Source organism: Streptomyces sp. NPDC021356 (genome assembly GCF_040641015.1).
Lineage (GTDB): Bacteria > Actinomycetota > Actinomycetes > Streptomycetales > Streptomycetaceae > Streptomyces.
The window spans coordinates 1-20,065 of sequence record NZ_JBFACU010000046.1; the positions used below are offsets into that span (position 1 = coordinate 1).

General features: G+C 67.0%; 10 protein-coding genes and 1 pseudogene. 5 read left to right on the forward strand and 6 right to left on the reverse strand.

The annotated features are described in order from the left end of the window. Nucleotides 1-828 precede the first annotated feature (828 nt). On the forward strand, nt 829-4,059 hold the full coding sequence (locus AB0G56_RS37200; protein ID WP_360979104.1) for a TIM-barrel domain-containing protein: 3,231 nt from the start codon (nt 829-831) through the stop codon (nt 4,057-4,059). A 313-nt stretch (nt 4,060-4,372) separates the two neighbouring features. Here the strand turns inward: AB0G56_RS37200 and AB0G56_RS37205 are convergent, their stop codons facing one another. After that, a complete protein-coding gene (locus AB0G56_RS37205) occupies nt 4,373-4,711 on the reverse strand; it encodes a hypothetical protein (RefSeq protein WP_360979106.1) in 339 nt (112 codons plus the stop codon). A 6-nt stretch (nt 4,712-4,717) separates the two neighbouring features. Between AB0G56_RS37205 and AB0G56_RS37210 the strand changes: the two genes are divergently transcribed. The 4 genes and pseudogenes from AB0G56_RS37210 (at nt 4,718) to AB0G56_RS37225 (ending at nt 7,069) form a co-directional block, all read left to right on the forward strand. Continuing rightward, nucleotides 4,718-4,924, forward strand: a complete 207-nt coding sequence (locus AB0G56_RS37210; RefSeq protein ID WP_360979109.1) for a hypothetical protein — start codon at nt 4,718-4,720, stop codon at nt 4,922-4,924. A gap of 172 nt (nt 4,925-5,096) precedes the next feature. After that, entirely contained in the window at nt 5,097-5,804 is a 708-nt protein-coding gene (locus AB0G56_RS37215; protein ID WP_360979112.1) for a class II aldolase/adducin family protein, read from the forward strand. A 153-nt stretch (nt 5,805-5,957) separates the two neighbouring features. Continuing rightward, nucleotides 5,958-6,515: pseudogene (locus AB0G56_RS37220) on the forward strand (Nramp family divalent metal transporter); the annotation flags it as partial. A gap of 86 nt (nt 6,516-6,601) precedes the next feature. Continuing rightward, complete coding sequence (locus tag AB0G56_RS37225) at nt 6,602-7,069, forward strand: Nramp family divalent metal transporter (RefSeq protein WP_360979115.1); 468 nt, start codon at nt 6,602-6,604, stop codon at nt 7,067-7,069. Nucleotides 7,070-7,188: 119 nt separating this feature from the next. On the opposite strand, the gene AB0G56_RS37230 is transcribed toward AB0G56_RS37225, so the two are convergent. The 5 genes from AB0G56_RS37230 to AB0G56_RS37250 form a co-directional block, all read right to left on the reverse strand. Continuing rightward, nucleotides 7,189-7,374 (reverse strand): MbtH family NRPS accessory protein, encoded by a 186-nt coding sequence (locus AB0G56_RS37230; protein WP_360979118.1) that lies wholly within the window; start codon nt 7,372-7,374, stop codon nt 7,189-7,191. Between the two features lie 61 nt (nt 7,375-7,435). Continuing rightward, nucleotides 7,436-8,734: an MFS transporter gene (locus tag AB0G56_RS37235; protein ID WP_360979121.1), complete on the reverse strand. Its 1,299-nt coding sequence runs from the start codon at nt 8,732-8,734 to the stop codon at nt 7,436-7,438. A 60-nt stretch (nt 8,735-8,794) separates the two neighbouring features. Continuing rightward, nucleotides 8,795-12,718: an amino acid adenylation domain-containing protein gene (locus tag AB0G56_RS37240; RefSeq protein ID WP_360979124.1), complete on the reverse strand. Its 3,924-nt coding sequence runs from the start codon at nt 12,716-12,718 to the stop codon at nt 8,795-8,797. Nucleotides 12,719-12,730: 12 nt separating this feature from the next. Then, nucleotides 12,731-19,162 (reverse strand): amino acid adenylation domain-containing protein, encoded by a 6,432-nt coding sequence (locus tag AB0G56_RS37245; protein WP_360979127.1) that lies wholly within the window; start codon nt 19,160-19,162, stop codon nt 12,731-12,733. A gap of 271 nt (nt 19,163-19,433) precedes the next feature. Beyond that, nucleotides 19,434-19,703, reverse strand: coding sequence for an acyl carrier protein (locus AB0G56_RS37250; RefSeq protein WP_360979130.1), 270 nt, complete (start codon nt 19,701-19,703; stop codon nt 19,434-19,436). Between the last annotated feature and the right edge of the window lie 362 nt (nt 19,704-20,065).

Below are 20,065 nucleotides of genomic sequence, written 5' to 3' on the forward strand. Positions count from 1 at the left end.
CGACAGTCGGGCCACCGGCCTGACCATCACCCACCGGACAAAGCAAAACGGTCCGCCGACTCCGTCGGCAGACCGTCACGCAAGATCGAGGTTAGAGACTCCCTTTTTGGAGGGTCACGGACAGGTCGTGATCTTCGTAGCGGTGCCCTAATGCGGCACGCCCGGAATCAGCCCTGTGTCACTCCCAGGGTGGGTAAATCGCACCGGTAGGCTCTGCCCGCCCCGCCCTCCTCAAAGCTCTGCACCCCCAGGTACGGGGAACAGATTTCGTCACCAGCCGGTTGCCCGCGGCACGTCGGGGCGGCGGACAGCGGCGGCAGTCGAGCCCCAGCCCGACTGCCTCCATCCTGTTGCCGATCGCCTCGGCCAGCATCCTGGCCTGGCGCTCGCTGACGCAGTGCACAACCGCGTCGTCCACGTACCGTTCGAACTGGACGCCCGGGAACTCCCGGGCCATCCAAGCATCGAACGCGTAGTGGAGGAACAGGTTCGCCAGGACGGGGAAAGACCGCCGCCGACCCCTGCCGAGGGGCCGCCCGTCGACCCACCTAGCCGGCCGTGCCGACGCATTGACGAAGTGTGGCGCGGTGGGTTGATATTGAAAGGAACATGATCTGAGGTACCGGTGCCGGTCGAGAGGCGGTCGCGGATGGCTCGGACTACGTGTCCCATCGGCAACCGCCGTACTCGTACTCACACTTCGAGACGCGCCCCCGTCCTTTCCCGCACCCCGGTGCGCGCGCCCCAGCTGCCGCTTCACCGATTCTTGACATCGTTGTCAGTAGTGAAGCACCCCCTCGAGGAGATACCGAAGGAGTACCGGGTTCCATGACTCACAGACGGCGACAACGTCGCAAACTCACGGCGGCCGCTGCCGCGGCTGGCGTTCTGGTGGCCCTGGGGGCCGCCGGGTCCCCCGCACAGGCAGCGCAAGGCGCGCAAGCGGCTCGCGGTCACAGCGCCGCGCGTTCTGAGGTCGTCTCGGGCGACGCCCGGTTCGAGGTCCTCTCCTCGACGCTCATACGCACCGAGTACGCGGGGGACGCGAAGTTCGTCGACGCGGCGACCTTCAACGCCATCGGCCGCGACACGTTCGGCAGGACCCCGTTCACGTCGTCGACGCGCCACGGCGAGCTGACGATCCGCACGAGCGCCATGACGCTGACGTACAAGGTCGGCTCAGGGAAGTTCACAGCGGACAACCTGAAGGTGACGGAGAAAGCCGGCAAGCAGTCGGTCACCGCCGCTCCCTGGCCCAACGCGCCGGTCTGCGCAGTCGGGACGCGGTGCGAGGCAGAGGACCAGACCCTCAACGGCGTCGGCGTCGCCATGGACCACTCCGGTTACACCGGCTCCGGCTTCGCGGCGGGCTTCCAGTCGACGGGCAACTCTCTGTCGTTCTCCGTGACCGTCCCCAAGGCCGGCGCCTACCAGGTCGCCACCCGCTACGCGAACGCCGTCGGCGGCGACGGCGGCGACGAGGACCGCACCCTGAGCGTGTCGGCGGACGGCGGCGCGGCGAAGACGCTGACGCTCCCGAAGACCGCGAGCTGGGACACCTGGTCCACGACGTCGGTCACGCTCAACCTGTCGGCCGGCACCCACACCGTCACCTTCGCACGCACCGCGGCCGACTCCGGCAACGTCAACCTTGACAACCTTGCCGTCCTGACGCCGGGAGCGCCCTACCCGGATCCCGTGACGCCACCGGTCGAGGACTGCTCCTTCGGCACCGTCTGCCAGGCCGAGACCGCGGGCCTCGGCGGTTCCGCCGCGCTCAAGTCCGACCACAACGGCTACTCGGGCCGCGGGTTCGTGGCCGGTCTCGAGTCCTCGGGCGCGCGGGACACGCTGCACGTCGTCGACGTGCCCAAGGCCGGCGACTACGCCCTCCAGCTTCGGTACTCCAACGGCGACGCGAGCGGCGCCGCCCGTGACATCTCCGTCAAGGCCGGCGCGGGCGTCCCCGTGAAGGCCTCGCTGCCCGCCACGAGCGACTGGGACGCCTGGCGCACCGCCACCGTGCCGGTGCACCTGGCCGCGGGGGCCAACGACGTGACCGTCGGCTGCCCGGAGGACGACGGATGCCGCGTCAACCTCGACACCGCAGCGGTGACCTCGCGCACCTCGCCGCTGCTCTCCCCGCACGCGCCGCTCGGCGGGTACCGCCGCAGCCTCGACGGCGTCAACGGCGAGGCGCCCACGACGCCGGGCCTGCTCTACCAGGACGGCTGGACGCTGCTCGACGACACCGCCTCGGCGATCTTCGACAACGCCGCCCGGAAGGTCACGCAGCGGGGCGACCACGCGGGGAAGGGCTACCAGGACGGGTACGTGTTCGGCTACGGACACGACTACCAGCAGGGCCTGGCCGACCTCGCCACCCTGACCGGGCCCTCCGCGCTGCTGCCGCGCTGGGCGTACGGCGTCTGGTACTCCGAGTACTACGACCGCAGCGCCGCGGACTACGAGAACACCATCCTGCCCAAGTTCCGCAAGGACGGCGTCCCGCTCGACGTCCTGGTGACCGACACGGACTTCAAGTCGCCCAGCACCTGGGACGGCTGGGAAATGGACCCGAAGAAGTTCCCCGACCCCAAGGCGTTCTTCGACTGGTCGGCCGCGCAGGGGCTGCACAACTCGCTCAACATCCACCCGAGCATCTCCGGTGACGACCCCAGGTTCGCCCAGGCGCAGGCCACGGCCAAGGGCAAGCTGAAGGACAGCGGCAACAACACCTACACCTTCGACTGGGGCGACCCCGACCAGCTCAAGGCGTACTTCGATCTGCACGAGCCCATGGACAAGGCCGGCGTGGACGTCTGGTGGCTCGACTGGTGCTGCGACGCGTCCGTCTCGTCCCTCGGCGGGGTGACGCCTGACGCCTGGATCAACCAGCAGTACGCCGACGACTCGGCGAAGAACGGCCAGCGCTCCTTCGCGTTCTCCCGGGCCTTCGGGGCGCTGCCGCAGGGCAACTACAACCCGCACGGCCTGCCGACAGGGCCGTGGGCCGACAAGCGCACCACCGCACACTTCACGGGTGACTCCACGTCCAGTTGGGCCACCCTCAAGTTCGAGGTCGGCTACACCCCGGGCGAGTCGGCGTCCACCGGCCTGTCCAACGTGTCGCACGACATCGGCGGGTTCAACAACGACGGCACCCAGGCCAAGGGCGCGGAACCCGGGACCACGAAGCTGCCCGACGACCTGTACGCCCGCTGGGTGCAACTGGGCACCTTCCAGCCGGTGGACCGCCTGCACGGCAACCACGCCGACCGGCTGCCCTGGCAGTACGGCCCGGCCTCTGACGCGTCCGCCGAGAAGTTCCTGAACCTGCGGGAGGACCTCGTCCCGTACACGTACAGCCTCTCCGAGCAGGCCAACCGCACCGGGACCCCCGTGGTGCGACCGACCTACGTGCAGTACCCGGAGAGCCAGGACGCGTACGCGACGGCGGGCAGCGAGTACTTCTACGGCCCCGACGTGCTGGTCGCCCCGGTGACCACGCCCGGCGAATCGGCCACGACGTCCGTCTGGTTCCCGGCCGGCTCCTCGTGGACCGACTACTTCACCGGCAAGACGTACGCGGGCGGCACCACGCAGAAGATCACCACGGGTCTGGACACGATGCCCGTCTTCATCAAGTCCGGCGGCATCATGACGACGCGCACCGGCAACGTCGCCAATGATGTCCCGAACCCCCTCACCAAGGCGACGGTCACCGTCGCGCAGGGCGCGCCGGGGGCCACGAGCCTGTACGAGGACAACGGCACCACGGCCGACAGCAGGCAGAGCGCCACGACGGCGATCCGCTACGCCGAGCACGGCGCGAACCACACGGTCTCCATCGCCCCGGCGTCGCGATCGTTCAAGGGCCAGGTCTCCCGCCGCGCGTGGACGGTCTCCTTCATGAACGCGCACGCGCCGAAGCAGGTCTTCGTCAACGGGCGGCGGGTCTCCGCCTCCCACTGGTCCTTCGACGCGGGCTCGCGGACCCTGACCGTCACCGCACCGGCCCAGTCGGTGCACCGTCCGCTGGAGGTCAGGTACCACTGAGGCAGGCGGTCGAGCCCCGGCGGCAGCGCCGGGGCCGGCCGCGCGGCCGGCCAGCCGGCCCCTCCCGACGGGTGTGGCCCCCGGAGCAAAGGGCGGATTCAATCGATCGTCGCAACACCTTGATCGAGAGGTGGAGCGATGGGTGTCTTGGATCGGCGGCGGCCAGGGCGTCGATGACGAGATCGGTGCGCATGTGATGCGCGATCGCCCAGCCGAGGAGGCGGCCTGAGGCGAGGTCGATGAACGAGTGCCCGCCTGGTCTCTCTCGAGGGCTGTACGTGTGGAGCCGTCGAGCGGCGCTGGAGCGGCTGGGTCAGTGCGGGGCTTGGGCGCCGGCGCCGTGGCGGATGCGGTCGAGTACGTCGTGGTGGAGGGTCTGGAGTCCGTTGGGTGGGATGGGGGTGGGGCTGCCGGGGAGGGTGTACCACTCGTCGGCTTCCGCGTACTGGATGGTGAGGCGGGCCTGGCCGTCGGCCTGGGCGGTGGTGGCGAGGGTGAGGTCGCCGGTGGTGACGCCGACCTCGTCGGTCATCGCGCCGCCCGGGCCGGCCTGCACATCATCGACCAGCCTGCCGTCCTCCCGAGCCTGGCCCGGGGCTGGGGCTGGGGCTGTGTCGCCGGTGCCGCTGCTGCTGTTCTTGTCGTGGGTCATGAGCAGGTGTGCAGCATCTTGGTGGGTTTCGACCGCTCTGCCGTGGTGACGGTCAGGTCGAGGACGCCTACGGTCCTGTCTCGCTGGCTCGACGTGAACCGCGAGGACCCCGAGCTGGCACTGGCGGAATTCCGCAACGTGCGTATTCCCCGGGCACACGCCGTCCAGCGCCAGTCTCTCCTCAACAGCAAGCTCGTGCACGCCGGGGACTGAGAGAAGCGCCAGGAGACGTTCAAGGCCCGCGAACGACAGGGCGACACCCCCCTCGGCATGAACTGGATCTACGGCTACGACCCAGAGAGCGAGTGGCGTCACCGCCGGGAATATCCGCTGTCCTTCGCGTCCGTCGAAGACGCCACCGTTTGATCGCGGGGAGGGGCAGCCGATGAACACGACAGACCCTGCCGTCGAAGTCGCCACAGCGACCCGCGCACTTGGGGCCGCCGGACAGTCCGACCTGGTCTGGGGGCACGTCTCCCTGCGGGACCCGGACGGTCGCGGCGTCTGGATGAAGGCGTCGGGCTGGGGGTTCGAGGAGGTCACACCTCAGCGCGTTCTCCTCGTGTCCCCCGCAGGGGAAGCGCTGGCGGGGGAGGGGCGCCCCCACCTGGAGTACCTCATCCATACGGAGATCATGGCCGTGCGCCCGGACGTCGGCGCCGTGGTCCACACCCACGGACCCGCGGCGGTGACCTTCGCCTCTTTGGGCATGCCTCTTCTGCCGCTTTCCCATGACGCCGTGCCCTTCGTCGATCCGGACGTACGCCGCCATTCGTCGGGGAGGCTCATCAGCGATCGCCGGCTCGGCGCGCGGCTCGCGACGTCGCTGGGCGACGGTGCCGGGTGTCTCATGGTCAGTCATGGCCTGGTCACGGTCGGGCCCGATCTCGCCTCCGCGGTGATGCACGCCGTCCTGCTCGAACGGGCCTGTGCGATCCAACTGCGGGCTCTGGCGGCGGGCGGTCCGACCGCCTGGTCCGACGCCGACGAAGTGGCGCAGAAGAGAGCGGAGACCTGGTCCGCCCGGCAACTGAACGCCGGATACGCCTATCTCTGCCGAAAGGCACTCGACGATCCGATCCCCACCGAATGAAAGTGCTCCGCCATGACCACAGGTGTTGAGACTTCGACGGGCACCGTGCCCGGTTCCGTCCGGCCTCGTGTCGGGCGGCGGGTGCTTTCGGTGGTCGGCCCCGCATTCGTCGCGGCAGTCGCCTACGTCGATCCGGGCAACTTCGCGACCAACATGGAGGGCGGAACTCGCTTCGGTTTCCTGCTGCTGTGGGTGGTCCTCGCGGCCAACGTCGTGGCGATGCTCCTCCAGTACCTCTCCGCCAAGGTGGGCACGGCTACCGGCCGCAACCTGCCCGAACTGTGCCGCGACCACTACCCCCGCCCGATCGTGTGGGGCCTGTGGTGTCAGGCGGAGATCGTGGTGATCACGACGGATCTGGCCGAACTCATCGGCGGCGCCGTCGCGTTGAATCTGCTCTTCGGCCTTCCCGCCCTGCAGGGCGGGGTGCTGGTCGCAGCCGCCTCATTCGCCCTGCTGGCCGTCCGCACGGCCGGCCAGCGGCGGTTCGAGGCGTTGATCACTGCCATGCTCGCCGTAGTGACGGGAGCCTTCTTCTACCAAACCTTGCAGGCCGGCGTTCCGGCGACGGATCTGGCCGCGGGTCTCGTCCCCCGTTTCGACGGCAGCGCGAGCCTGCTGCTGGCCGCCGGGATCGTCGGGGCGACGGTCATGCCGCACGCCATCTACCTGCACTCCGGCCTGACCCAGGAGCGCTTCGCCGCGGGACACGGACTCTCCCGGCGGGCGCTGCTGCGCGCCCAACGACTTGACGTCGTTCCGGCCATGGGGGGGGCGCCGGCCTGGCCAACATCGCCATGCTGGTCGCCGCCGCGACGATGCTGCACGGCTCCGGTGCCGCACCGACTCTCCGAGGCGCCCACGCACAGTTCGCCACCAGTGCGGGCCCGTTCGTCGCGGTGCTGTTCGCCGTCGCACTCCTGGCCTCGGGCCTGGCCTCGTCCAGCGTCGGCATCTACGCGGGCCAGGTCGTCATGCAGGGCTTCCTGCGGCGCAGGATCCCGTTGTACGTGCGCAGGAGCTTCGCGGTCGTACCTGCACTGGCGGTCCTGGCCCTCGGCGTGGACCCGTCCCGGGTTCTGGTGATCAGCCAGGTGACACTTTCCTTCGGCATCCCGTTCGCGTTGATCCCGCTCCTCCTCCTCACTCGTCGGCCGGACGTCATGGGCAAGTGGGTGAACCGCTCGCTCACCACAGCGTTCGCAGGTGCTGCGACCCTGGTCATCGTCGCCCTCAACGCTCTGCTGATCGTGCCGGCGTTCTGACTGCCCAGACGGAGAAGCCAGATTCTGGGCGAACGAGCCGGGGCGCGGAATCATCCAGTCCGCGCCCGAGCCGGTGACGGCCCGTCTCCAGCGCTGTGATGGACACAAGCTAAACAAAGTCACTGGCGGATGCTGAGCGGACGCAGATCGGTCCAGACGCTCCTGATGTGCTCGAGACATTCACTCCGAGTGCCTCGATACCCGGTTTCACGCCACCCCTGGGGTACGGGTACGCGAACGGGCCAGACCGAGTATTGCTCCTCGTGGTTGACGACGACGGTATGTGCGGACGAGTGCTCGGACATTGCAGAGTGTTCCATTTCTTGTCGGTACGGATCCATAGCGAACATCCGGGGGAGGAAATGATCACCCGGCGATCGGGTCCGGCAGGTCGTGACGAATACGCGCTAGAGATGAGGTGCCCAGAGGAACCAGGGCGAAGCACAGTCCGATGGTGGTGATCAGGACGGTGCCACGCAGGCCGACGGTCGATCCGAGTATTCCGCCGAGGAGTGCGCCGAGTGGGGCGACTCCCATCGCTACGAAACGATTCGTGGCGGCCACGCGCCCCTGAAGGTGGTCCGGAGTTATCGACTGTCGGATCGTCATAACCGCCACGGTGTTGGCTACTCCGAACGAGGCGAAAAGAAAATTGATCACCATCAGAGCAGCGACTGTAAGGAAACCCCAGGGGCCCAGCAAGGCGATCAGCGGCATTACGGCATTGGCTACGCATGCAGTGAGTATGAGCGCTCGGCCGTAGCCCAACCGCTTCGGGAGCCCGGCGGCGAACATCGCACCGACCAGGAAGCCGGGTCCAAGCGCGGCCATCACCAGGCCGATCTCGCCGGCTGTCAGCTTCAGGTCGTGGGGCATGTACTGGACGAAGGCCACTTCGAATGCGGTGAACGAAAGGTTGAAGACCGCGGCCATCAGGCTCATCGACCGCAGTGGCTCGTTGCGCAGCACCAGCGCGAGCCCATCCCGTACCTGACGGAACGTCCCGGCGACGCCGCTGCCCGAGGAGGGCTCGGTGGCCGTCTCTCGGTGCCTGATCAACCAGACGTTGAGCACCGAGAGCAGATAGGAGAACGATGCTGCGCACACCGCGACGGGCGCGGTGAGCCACTGGACCAGGACACCGCCGAGCGCCGGGCCGCCGATGGTTGCCGCCGACTGGGCGCTGCCAAGGTGCGAGTTGCCGAGCACGATGTCGTCACGATCGACCAGCCTCGGCAAGTAAGCCTGCGCGGCGACATCGAACAGCACGGTGCCGCAGCCTGCTACGAAACCGACGACGTACAGAGAGCTGAGACCCAGCGCCTGCAGCCAGTACAGAAGCGGAATCATGCCGAGGACGAGTGCCCTGCCCAGATCCGCGCCCATCATGAGATGGCGTCGCCCCACCCGGTCGACGAGTACGCCAACGAACAGCGCGACCAGCAGATAGGGAAGCCGGATGGCGGTGGACAAGAGCCCGACCTGTTGGGACGTTGCGTGCAGCGCGAATACCGCGGTCAGCGGCAGGGCCAAGTCGCCGATCTGGGCCCCGACCAATGAGGCGGTCTGGCCGATCCACAACTTGGTGAAGTCCGTGTTCGCCCACAAACTTGGACGAACCGGCGGTTTTGGATCTGATAAACCCTTTGCGGCAGTGGATGACATGCAGCTTCCTGGGGTGTGAAGGGGAGCCGGGCGGGGACCCGCCGCAGTGGTTGATCGTGGTCAGCGGGCCAGGACGCCCGCGGGTCGGCCCGCAAGGGCTGCCGCGATCCGGGACGCGAGCTTTGAGGCGTTTGCGTCGAGAATCATGGAGAGGTGCTCGCCGGGCGTCTCATCGATCAGCAACTGACCGTCGACGCGCTGCTTCCATCCGTAGTCCCAGCCGGGGAAGGGCCCCTGCTCCGCCCTGATCAGCAGCACATCGCCCCGGTACGGCTTGCGGGGGGTGTCCCGGTACCTGATCAGGGCGCGGGAGTGCCGCTGGTACAGCCGGACCAGGCGGCGCAGATCCTCGACGTTGCCCGCATCGACGCGCTCGCTCGTGGTGCCCTGGGCGAGCCGTATGACGCATTCCAGCCGGGCATCCGGGTCCAAGACCTCGAGCTCTGCCTCGGTGATCGGCAACTTGTGGGCGAACGCGCCGAGGATCGCCGCGGCCTCCGATGTGATGTACCGCGGCGGCACCGGGTCGTCGATGCTGGCACTGACGATGGTCAGTGACCCTATCCGCTCGCCGACGGCCTGAAGCTGGCGGGCCATCTCATAGGCAACAATACCGCCCATACACCAGCCGCCCAGATGGTACGGCCCCTCCGGCTGGACAGCGCGCAAGTCGGCGAGGTACAGCTCGGCGATCGCCTCGACGGTCTCCGGTTTGGGGACCTGAGGCCCGGCGTACTCCGGCGCCTGGATCGCGTGGAACGGCTGGTCGGCGCCGAGTGCCTCGGAGAGGTCCGCATAGCTGACGACACTCCCTCCCAGCGAATGCACGAAGAAGAGCGGAGGTTTGCTGCCTGCCGCACGGAGCGGCAGTACGACGCTGCTCACGGCTTCCCGCTCGCCGTCGATGATCTCGGCAAATTCCTCGAGCGTACTGCTTGGTAGAGCAGCGAACGGAATATCGCGCTTGGCCAGCGAACGAAGCCGCATGATCACACGCAGGGCCGCCAGCGAGTTGCCGCCGAGTTCGAGGAAGTTGTCTGTGGCACTGATCTGATCGACGCCGAGGACGTCGCACCAGATCTCGGCGATGGCACGCTCGGTCGCGGTACGTGGCTCGATGAACGCTTTCGTCGCCAGCTCCTCCGCGCCGGGTGCCGGGAGCCGGTTACGGTCGATCTTCCCGTTCGGAGTCAGTGGAAAGGAATCGAGCACCACGAAGGCACCTGGCACCATGTATGCAGGCAGAGCAGAGGCGGCAGCGGCGCGCAGTTCCGCCGCACTGGGGGTGGCACCCTGCGGTGTCACATACGCGACCAGCCGCTGATGGCCCACTCGGTCCTCCCTGGCGGCCACTGTCACACCGCCGACGCCGGGGTGCCTGGACAGAACCGACTCGATCTCGCCCAGCTCGATTCGGTAGCCGCGGACCTTGACCTGATGGTCCGCACGTCCGAGGAAGTCCAGCGCGCCCGAGGGAAGTCGGCGCACCACGTCGCCGGTGCAGTACATGCGGCTGCCGTCCTGCGCGAACGGGTCGGGCAGGAACCGTTCAGCAGTCAAGTCCGCGCGGCCGAGGTAGCCGCGTGCCAGGCCGGCGCCGGCGATGTACAAGTGGCCCGGTACACCTTCGGGGACGGGGTTGAGGGCATAGTCCAAGACATAGGTCAGTGTGTTGGCGATCGGATGGCCGAGTGTGACCGGATCGTTGGGGCGGAGACGCTGGAGGGAGGACCAGATGGTGGTCTCGGTCGGTCCGTAGGCGTTCCATACCGCTGGGAACCGGCTGGTCAGTTCCGAGGCGAGGTCGGCCGGGAGGGCCTCGCCTCCCGAGATCGCCTTCACGGCCGGGTTCCGTTGCAGCCCGGCCTCCATGAGCAGCTGCCAGCTCGACGGGGTGGCCTGTATGAAGGTAGTACCGCTGTATTGCAGGAACTCGCGCAGTCGAATCCCGACCGCCGCGATGTTCGGTGCGAGAACAAGTTCGCCACCCGTCATCAGGGGCAGGTAGACCTCAAGTGCGGCGATGTCGAAGGAGAGCGAGGTTACCGCCAGCAGCCTGTCGTGTTCGGTGAACGCCAGATCACGCTGGAAGGACAGCAGTAGGTTCAGCAGGGCACCGTGAGTGATCTGCACCCCTTTAGGACGTCCGGTCGAGCCTGACGTGTAGATGACGTACGCGAGGTGTTCAGGTGTGACGGCGAGCGGGGGTTCGTGGTCGGGGTACGCGTCGCCGACGATGCCCACAGAGAGTACCGGCACATCGCCCGATTGGAGTGTCCCGGCCAGCTCCGGGTCGCACAGCAGCACCTTGACATGGGCATCGGCCAGCATGTACTGGAGCCGGTCTTTCGGGTACTCCGGATCCAGTGGTACGTAGGCGCCACCCGCCTTGAGTACCGCGAGCAGGCTTACCATCAGCTCGGCGGACCGGGCGAGATGAACTCCGACCAAGACGTCCGGCCCGACGCCGAGTTCGCGCAGACGCCAGGCCAGACGGTTCGATCGGGCGTGCAGTTCGGCGTAGGTGAGTTCTGCCCCCTCGGCACGAAGCGCCACAGAGTTCGAATGGGTGTCCGCCTGTTTGGTGAGGAGCTCGGGCAGCGTCACGGAGGGAAGGCCCCTCGCGGTGTCGTTCCAGCGCCATACCAGCCGGTCGAGTTGCTCGGGGCCGAGCAGGTTGGCCGCCATCGCCGGGGCGGTGGGGTCGGCGGTCAGCGCGGTGAGTGCCGCCGCGTAGTAGCCGCCGATCTCGGCGATCCGCTGCTCGGAGAAGGCAGCCCGGTCGAAGTTGATCCGCAGCCGTAGGTCGCCAGTCTTCGGATCAGTGCCAAAGTTGGCGGTGAACGGGAAGTTGGTCTGCTCGAAGAAGTCGTCGGACACGATGGCGATCCGGTCGAGCGGCATGTCGTAACTACGGAAGTTGCGGTGATCGACCATCGTTTCGAAGAGTTCGAGCCGCTGGAGGTCCTGCAACATCTGGGCCATCGGGTAGCGGCGGTACGGCAGAGCCTCGCTCTCCTGGCGGTGAATTTGCTGTGCCAGCTCGATCCAGCTGACCTCGGCCACCTCGGCGACCAACGGTAGTGTGTTGAGAAAAAGGCCGATCGTCTCATCACCGTCCGTCGTCTCTGGCCGGCCGTTGCTCACCCGGCCAGTCACCACCCGGGTATGCCCGGACAGCAACGCCAGGACCCTGGCGTGTGCAGCGAACATGACCGCCTTGACAGTGACCTTCGCCTGCGCCGCCACGGAGCGCAGCTCCACCGCGACGCCGTCCGGCAACGGAACCTCGACCACCTGTGCCTGACGGTGAGTGGTGAGGCCCGGTTCGTCATCCCTGAAGATCCCGGTGAACACGGTGCCGTCCAGGGCACCGGCCCAGTAGTCGCGGGCCTCCGCGCTGGCTAGTGCCTCCTGCTCCAGCATCACGTAGTCCCGGAACCGTGTGACCGGTGTGGTGGCGGGAGCGGTGCGGCCGGCCAGCACTGCGTCGTATCCGGTGAGCAGCTGAGAAGTGACGAGTGACAGGCTCCAGCCGTCCAGGACAGCGTGGTGGAAGCTGACGCCGACCTGGAAGTGCGCGTCGCTGAAGACATGGACGTGCACCCTGAGCAGCGGGGCGTTGGCCAGGTCGAAGGGGGTTGCCTTCTCTCGGGCGGCCCACTCCTCGGCCTGGCGCCGCTGCTCCTCCTCGGGTATCTCGCGCAGGTCGTCAACGGTGAGCGGTGTCGGCACCGAGGCATGCACCAGTTGCATCGGCTGGCTGAAATTGGTCAGATCGACGCTTGTGCGCAGGACGTCGGAGTCCTGGACAACCTGGGCGAGGACCGTGCGCAGAGCCGTCTCGTCGAAACGCCCGGCCAGCCGGATGACGGAGACGTCGTGGTACGTGGGCGTGTCCGGATCTTGCAAGCTGTGATACAGCATCCCTGCCTGAAGCCTGGTCAGTGGGTAGGCATCGATGATGTCGGAGGGGTTCGTCATGTCGTTCCTCTTCTAACGTTCGTTCTCGGACGCGTGGCCGGGGAGCTTGGCGAAGTCTTCTGGCGAGAGCAATCCGAAGGCGGCGAGCGGCATCTGTTTCTTCACCGCCGAGGTGGCGGATTTCTGGCCGGCGACGGTGGTGGAAGCCAGCCAGGCGGCAAGTGACTCGACCGTGGGATGGGTGAACAGTTCGGTCAGAGCGAAGTCGAGACCGTGTTCCCGGGCGAGCCCCACGAGCCGGACTGCGTGCATCGAGTCGCCGCCCAATTCGAAGAAGCTGTCGGTGAGGCTGACGTGCTCCTCTCTCAGCACCCGCTGCCACAGTCCGACCAGTCGGCGTTCGGTGTCGGTGCGCGGCGCGGTGTGCCCGGCGTCCAGGGGCCTGTGGTGCTTGGGCACCGGGAGGGAGCGGCGATCCAGTTTGCCGTTCAAGCCAGTCGGAAGTGTGTCGAGTACCACGAAGGCGCTGGGCAGCATGTGCTCGGGGAGCGTCTTGCCGAGTGCTCTCCGCAAGCCGGTCTGGTCAGGAGCGCCGCCAGCGTCTGCGGTGAGGTAGGCGACGATCCGCGGATCGCCCGGCTCGTCCTCGCGCACCACCACCACGGCCTGTCCGACACCGGGCTGCCGGGTGAGGGCTGTCTCGATCTCGCCCAATTCGATCCGGAAGCCGCGAACCTTGACCTGGCTGTCGATCCGGCCGAGGTACTCAAGCGTGCCGTCAGACCGCCACCGCGCAAGGTCGCCGGTGCGATACAGCCGGGCACCGGGAGCGGAGAACGGGTCGGGGACGAAGCGGTCGGCGGTCGTGTCCGGTCGGCCGCCGTACGCCCTGGCCAGTTGGGCCCCGCCCACATGGAGTTCGCCGGGCACTCCGATCGGAGTGGGTGTCATCCGGCCGTCCAGAACGTACACCTGGGTGTTGGCGATGGGGGCACCGACCGGTACGCTCTGCCCGGCCCAGTCCGGTCTGCTGGACCACCGGGTCACGTCGACGGAGGTCTCAGTCGGGCCGTACAAGTTTTCCAGCTTCGCCGGAAGCGTCCGGTGGAATTTGAGGGCGAGCTCGACGGGCAGCGCCTCCCCGCTGCACACCACGAGTCTTAGTGACCTGCATTGCGCAGCCGGTGGGGCCGAAAGGAAGAGGTCCAGCATGGGCGGCACGAAGTGGCAGACGGACACGTGCTCGTGCTGGATGAGGCGCGCCAGATAGTCGGGGTCGCGATGACCGCCGGGCTCGGCGAGAACCATCCGGGCACCGGTGATCAGCGGCCAGAACAGCTCCCACACCGACACGTCGAAGCTGGTCGGTGTCTTCTGAAGGACGACGTCGCCCGGCTCGAGCCGGAACGCCTCCTGCATCCAAAGCAGCCGGTTGACGATTCCCCTATGCGGCACCTGAACACCCTTGGGGCGTCCCGTGGAGCCGGAGGTGTAGATGACGTAAGCCAAGTGGTCCGAGCTGACCGGCGATTCGGGCGGCTGGTCGTCACGGCCGGCCCCGGGGTCGGGCCCGACGGCGACGACCCTGATGCTCCCGTCGGTGGCCAGCCCGTACGCGTGTGTTCCAGGACCGGTGAGCAGGACGTGAGCCTGGGAGTCGGTGAGCATGAACTCCAGCCGTTCCCGTGGGTAGCCGGGATCCAGTGGCAGATAGGCTCCGCCTGCTTTGAGCACCGCCAGGAGAGCCACCACCAGCTCGACCGAGCGCTCCATGTGGATGGCGACCACGACGTCCGGGCCCACCCCTAGTTCCCTCAGTTTCCAGGCCAGCCAGTTCGCCCGTCGGTGCAGTCCCGTCCAGTCGAGTTGGTCGTTACCGCAGCGCACGGCGATCCTGCTGTCCTCGCGCCGTGCCTGCTCTTCCAGGAGCGAGGTCAACGTCAGATCTGGATATGCGGCGCGGGTGGAGTTCCACTCGTGCACGACAAGGGCGCGCTCGGTCTGGCTGAGCAAGTCCACAGTGGTGACACAGGTCAGCGGCTCGGCAGATACTGCGGCCAGCAGGTTGGTGAAGTGGCCGGCCATCCGGTCGATCGTCGCCGCGTCAAACAGGTCGGTGTCGTAGTCGAGCCACCCGATGATCTCGTCGCCGGTGTCCGACATCCTCAGATTCAGGTCGAATTGAACGTTCGCTTCGGAGACCTCGACCTGTTCACTGATCAACCCTGGCGCCTCGAACGTACCGAGCCGGACGCTTTGCAGGGCGAAGAGCACTTGGACCAGCGGGCTGCGCGAAAGATCCCGGTCGGGTACGAACTCGTTGACCAACATGCCGAACGGCACTTGCTGGTGGGCGAAAGCCGCCAATGCGCTGTCGGTTGTGCGAGCGACCACGTCGGTAAAGCCAGGGTCGCCGGTCAGATCCAGAGGAATGGGCACGGTGTTGAGGAAGCAGCCGACCAGGTCCTCGAACTCGGCCCGTTCCCGGTTGGCGACAGGGCTTCCGACGAGCAGCCGATCCTGACCGGTGTAGCGAGAGAGAATGACGCCGAACGCCGACAGCAGAGTCATGAAGAGAGTGCTGCCCGCGTCCCGAGAGAGTCGACGCACCTGCTTGGCCAGGCTGGACTCGATCACCAGACGGTGTCGCGCGCCTTGGTGTGCCTGAATGGCGGGCCGGGGACGGTCCGTGGGCAGTTCCAGAACGGCCGGTATGTCTTCCAGCTCTCGTGACCACCAGGCAAGCAGTTCTGTGAGCGGTTGCCCTTCTAGTCCGGCGCGTTGCCAGCGCGCCACATCGGAAAACTGCAGACCAGCACCGAGGTCTGCCGAGCCGCCATCCAGCAGTGTTCGGTAGGCTCGGGACAGGTGGTCCAGCAGCACCGCGAAAGACCAGCCGTCGAAAACAATGTGATGTGCCGTCAGGACAAGGAGATGTTCCTCGGCGGCCGTACGTATCAGCAGCCCACGGAAGGGCGAGCCCGCGGCAAGATCAAAGGGGCGCTTGGTCTCCCGCATCGCCTCCTGGAGGGCGGTGTCGGCGTGGCCGCGCAGGTCGATGTGGCGTAGGGGCACGCGGGCGTCCGCGACGGCCTGTTGCACAGGAGCGCCCTGTACCAGCACGAATCGGCTCCGCAGCACCGAGTGACGGCGTACGACAGAATCCAACGCCTCCTGCAAGGCGTTCACATCCAGCGGACCGCGTAGCCGCAAGACCGTGGGCATGTTGTACGCGGCGTCACTCGGACGCAATTGGTCCTCGAGCCAAAGCCGCTCCTGGGTCCAGGACAACGGCGCTGGCTCGGATTCGTCGACGTGCAGGATGGGCTGCTCCGGTGTCGACGCGACTGACCGCTCGATCAGCCCGGCGAGGGCACCGATCGTGGGGTGGTCGAACAGTTCGCGGAGCGACAACTGGACCTGCAGGGTCCTGCGGATTCGCACCAGGATCTGGTTGAGTAGCAACGAATGCCCGCCAAGGGCGAAGAAGTTGTCTCGGGAACCGATGCCCTCCTGGCCCAACACCTCTTGCCACAGTGCTGCCAGCATCTCCTCGATGCCGCCCGCTGGCGCCATGTACTCGTTTGCGTCGGCAGCGGACTCCTGGCGACCGAGTCCACGGAGGGCTGCCCGATCGATCTTCCGGTTGGCGGTCAGGGGGAACGCGTCCACGACCACGTAGGCCGCGGGTATCTTGTAGTCGGCCAACTGCTCGGCGAGAGCGGCCCGCAGCCTGGCAAGGTCTGGGCGAACCTCACCCGTCGCCAGATAACACACCAGGCGGTGGCCGCCACGGGGCTGGGGTTCCGGGATGACCACGGCCTGTTTGACATTCGGGTACGCGGCTGCGGCGGCCTCGATCTCAGCCGTTTCGACACGGAAGCCGCGCACCTTCACCTGAAGGTCGGCCCGTCCGAGGCAATCGAACAACCCGTCCGGCCGCAGACGGGCGAGGTCACCGGTGCGGTACACCAGATCGGTTTCGCTGTCCGTGAGAGGGTTTGTGGTGAACCCGCCGTTGTCGGAGGAGTCTGCATACCGCGCGAGGTGTGGACTACGGACGACCAATTCGCCGATCTCGCCGATCGCCGCGGGGCGGTCGCCGGCCAGAACAAGCAGCTGGACCTCGTCTATACCGGGGCCGAGCGGTACCAGGCCGACACCTGTCCGCACCGTCTCACCACCGCGCCTCGCCATGTGCACGGAGACGGCCTGTGGCGTCTCCGTCGTGCCGTACATGTTGAGCAGGTCGGCTCCTGGGGCGAGTGCGGCCCATTCCCGCACTGTTCGTCGCTGCAGCGCGTCACCGCCGAAACCGACCAGCCGCAAGGTGGGCCATCCCGAGATGCCGGCAGCCACGGCGGCATCACCCAGCGCGTCGGCGAGCGCCGGAGTCAGGTGGGCGACAGTGATCTCCTGACGGCCCAGCATCTCGGCCAGGGCCGCCGTGTCCCGGAGGTCGGCCTCGGGAAACACAGCTGTGGCCCCCGCCCAGACGGGCGCAAGCACGTCGCGCAGGAACGGGTCGTGACCGAGTCCTGACAGCACCGAGAAGCGATCGCTGGGGCCTATCGCAAACGTCCGGGTGTACCAGTCGAGGAAGTGGGCGAGGGGGCCGTGGGTCCCAAGGATCGCCCGGGGCCGGCCGGTGCTGCCGGAGGTGAAGCTGACGTACGCGAGGTCCGACACCGACGGAACGGTGGTTCCGGTCAGCGACTCTCCCTCGTCGTTCATCGCGACCACTGGACCACTCGCGTCTGTCCAGGCCATCTGACCGGGCACTGACTCGATCCATGCTTTCGGCCGCACCTGCTCCGCACGTGCGGCCAGTTCGGCCGCGGGTAGGGCGGTGTCGAACACGGCGAAGGCCGCACCCGCACGAACTGTCGCGAGCAACGCCACCACGACGGCAGGGTCACGAACGCCCTGAACGGCCACCACGTCACCCGAACCCACGCCCAGGTCGGCGAGGCGGCACGCTAGTCGCTCGGTATGGTCTGCCAGCTCACGATAGGTCCACGTGCCGGACGGGCCGGTCAGCGCAGGACGGTCAGGGTGCTCTGTCGCGTGTCGGAGTAGCCGTTCCAGCAGAGACCCCGTCGCCGTTGCGTGGAGTTCGATCGTGGGGTCGGGAGTGAGAGCGACAGCCTTGCAGGTGGCGAGAGCGAAGTCCGCGACAGGCCGTTCAGGGGCGTCGAGCGCCTGACGGAGCACCGAAGCGATCTGTTCCAGAAGGTCGTCGATCCGGTCGGCGACGTACAGGTCCGCGTCATAGACAGCTTCCAGAGCCCACTGATCGCCCTGTACAGACGCATAGAGGGTCAGGTCGAATTTGTTGCCTGTGTCGGGCATAGGCAGCTGCTGTGCGGTACAACCCTGTAGCTTGAGCTCGGGGACCGGCGGGAGCACATTGAAGAACACCTGGAACAACGGGTTCCGTGCCCGCCCGTGGACCTGCGCCCGGTCCTTGACCAGCAGCTGGAAAGGTAACCGTTGGTGTGTGAAGGCATCGAGAGCGCCGTGCCGGACCCGGCCGAGCAGCTCTGCGAAAGACGGGTTGCCGTCCAGGTCGAGTCTCAGCGTCAGCGTGTTGAGATAGCACCCCACAGCCTGGTAGTCGGCCACCTGGCGTGTGGATACCGGAGTCCCGACCAGTAATGAAGTCTGATGGGTCTGACGGGACAGAACCACGGCGAACGCCGACAACAATGTCATGAACGGAGTAGCGCCGTGCTCCCGGCCGAGGTCTCGTACACCGGCGCTGGCCTCCGGGTCGAGTAGCAGTCGCCGCTGTCCGCCGGTATGTCCCCGGCGCTCCGAAGCAGGCTGGTCCGGCGGCAGTTCCGACATGTCCGGTGCGTCGGCAAGGTAGCCGCGCCACCAGTCAAGCAGCCCGTTGATGGCATCCGGCGTAAGCTCCTTCCGCTCCGAACGGACGGCATCGGTGAACTGCCGACGTGGAGCATTCAGCTTCGGTGCCAGACCGGAGAGCGCGGCGTTGTACGCCGCCGACAGCTCTGCGAAGAAGGGGGTGAAGGACGATCCGTCGAAGCAAAGGTGGTGGACAGTGACCACCAGCAGGTACTCCCGGTCGGCAATCCGTAGGACGGCCACCCGCAGGAGTGGTCCCCGACCGAGGTCGAACGGCAGCCGTACCTCCCGCAAGGAAGCGTCTTCGCCTGCCGTGGCCGCGTCTGGCAGTGTTCGCAAGTCCTGTTCGGTCACTGGCACCCGTACCTCTGGCAGCACCATTTGCTGGGGTGTGCCGTTGGTGTCCGTGAAGACAGTGCGCAGCGCATGGTGCCGGGCGACCACTGTGTCCACTGCCTGCTGCAAGGCGACGAGGTCGAGTGACCCGGACACCCGCACGATCATCGGTACGTGGTACGTTGGGGTGTTGCGACGGATTTGCTCTTCGAACCAGATCCGTTCCTGAGTGAAGGACAGCGGGAGCGGGTCGGTGGCCACAGGATCGCCGGAACCGGCAACGTTCGTACGGGTCATACAGGTCTCCCGGCATCTAGGAAAGCGCTCTTCGCTTTGAGGTGGTTGGGGAGCAGGGGGGGGCCGCGGCAGGGGGCCGTGAGGTGCTTGCGCCTCTGCCGGTCATGTCAGCTCTGCCGCCCGGTTCCCAGACGAATGCGACCTACGACCCCAGATGCGGACCAGGCCTGCGCGCCGCCCGGTGCGTGACACTGCGTCTTACGCGGAGCCTGTCATCGGCGGACAGACCCGATCAAAACGGCACTGAGCTATGAAATTCGATCACCCGTCGTCACTGCCGAAGCTCCGCGAGTGCGGCGTTGAGCGTTTGGACGAGTCCCTCCAGCGTGGAGTTGAGGACAGTCAACAGATCCATCTCGACCCCCCACGCCTCGTGGATCCGGAAAATAAGGACCACCGCGTTGAAAGAATCGCCGCCATACCCGATGAACGTTCCGTCGGCAGGGACGTCGACGCCGAGAACCTCCGACACCATCGCCAGGACCGCTGCTGGGTCGGCCTGATCGATTGGGTCCCGCAGATATTCCGGAGGAATGCCCATGGATTGCCTCCTGGGTCAATGGGGTTCTCTACTAGTACCACAGTCACTGGCCGCTGCGCACTAGCAGTGGAGTTGGAGGGATTGTGCGAGAGGGTGGATGAAGTGTTCGCGTATCCGGCAGCGCGGGAGAATCTGCGCATGACGATGTGGGGGCACACCGCTATGTACGAAGATTCAGGAAAAGCGCAGGTCGCAGAGATGCCTGAGGCTCATTCGGCCTGTTGTCACGCCAGGCGACCTGGTCTTCGGCACAGCGAGAACTCTTCGGTAGTGAAGGGGTGCGGCCAAGGTCGAGGATGGAAGCCGGCCCTGCCGTAGGCGGCTGATAAAGGCCACCGAAAGCGGGCGCCTGGCGTGCCGAA

Bases quoted from the DNA above. Each gene is read 5' to 3' on its own strand.
- AB0G56_RS37200 (WP_360979104.1), top strand. From the start codon at position 829: ATGACTCACAGACGGCGACAACGTCGCAAACTCACGGCGGCCGCTGCC.
- AB0G56_RS37205 (WP_360979106.1), bottom strand. From the start codon at position 4,711: ATGACCCACGACAAGAACAGCAGCAGCGGCACCGGCGACACAGCCCCA.
- AB0G56_RS37215 (WP_360979112.1), top strand. From the start codon at position 5,097: ATGAACACGACAGACCCTGCCGTCGAAGTCGCCACAGCGACCCGCGCA.
- AB0G56_RS37225 (WP_360979115.1), top strand. From the start codon at position 6,602: ATGCTGGTCGCCGCCGCGACGATGCTGCACGGCTCCGGTGCCGCACCG.
- AB0G56_RS37230 (WP_360979118.1), bottom strand. From the start codon at position 7,374: ATGTCCGAGCACTCGTCCGCACATACCGTCGTCGTCAACCACGAGGAG.
- AB0G56_RS37235 (WP_360979121.1), bottom strand. From the start codon at position 8,734: ATGTCATCCACTGCCGCAAAGGGTTTATCAGATCCAAAACCGCCGGTT.
- AB0G56_RS37240 (WP_360979124.1), bottom strand. From the start codon at position 12,718: ATGACGAACCCCTCCGACATCATCGATGCCTACCCACTGACCAGGCTT.
- AB0G56_RS37245 (WP_360979127.1), bottom strand. From the start codon at position 19,162: ATGACCCGTACGAACGTTGCCGGTTCCGGCGATCCTGTGGCCACCGAC.
- AB0G56_RS37250 (WP_360979130.1), bottom strand. From the start codon at position 19,703: ATGGGCATTCCTCCGGAATATCTGCGGGACCCAATCGATCAGGCCGAC.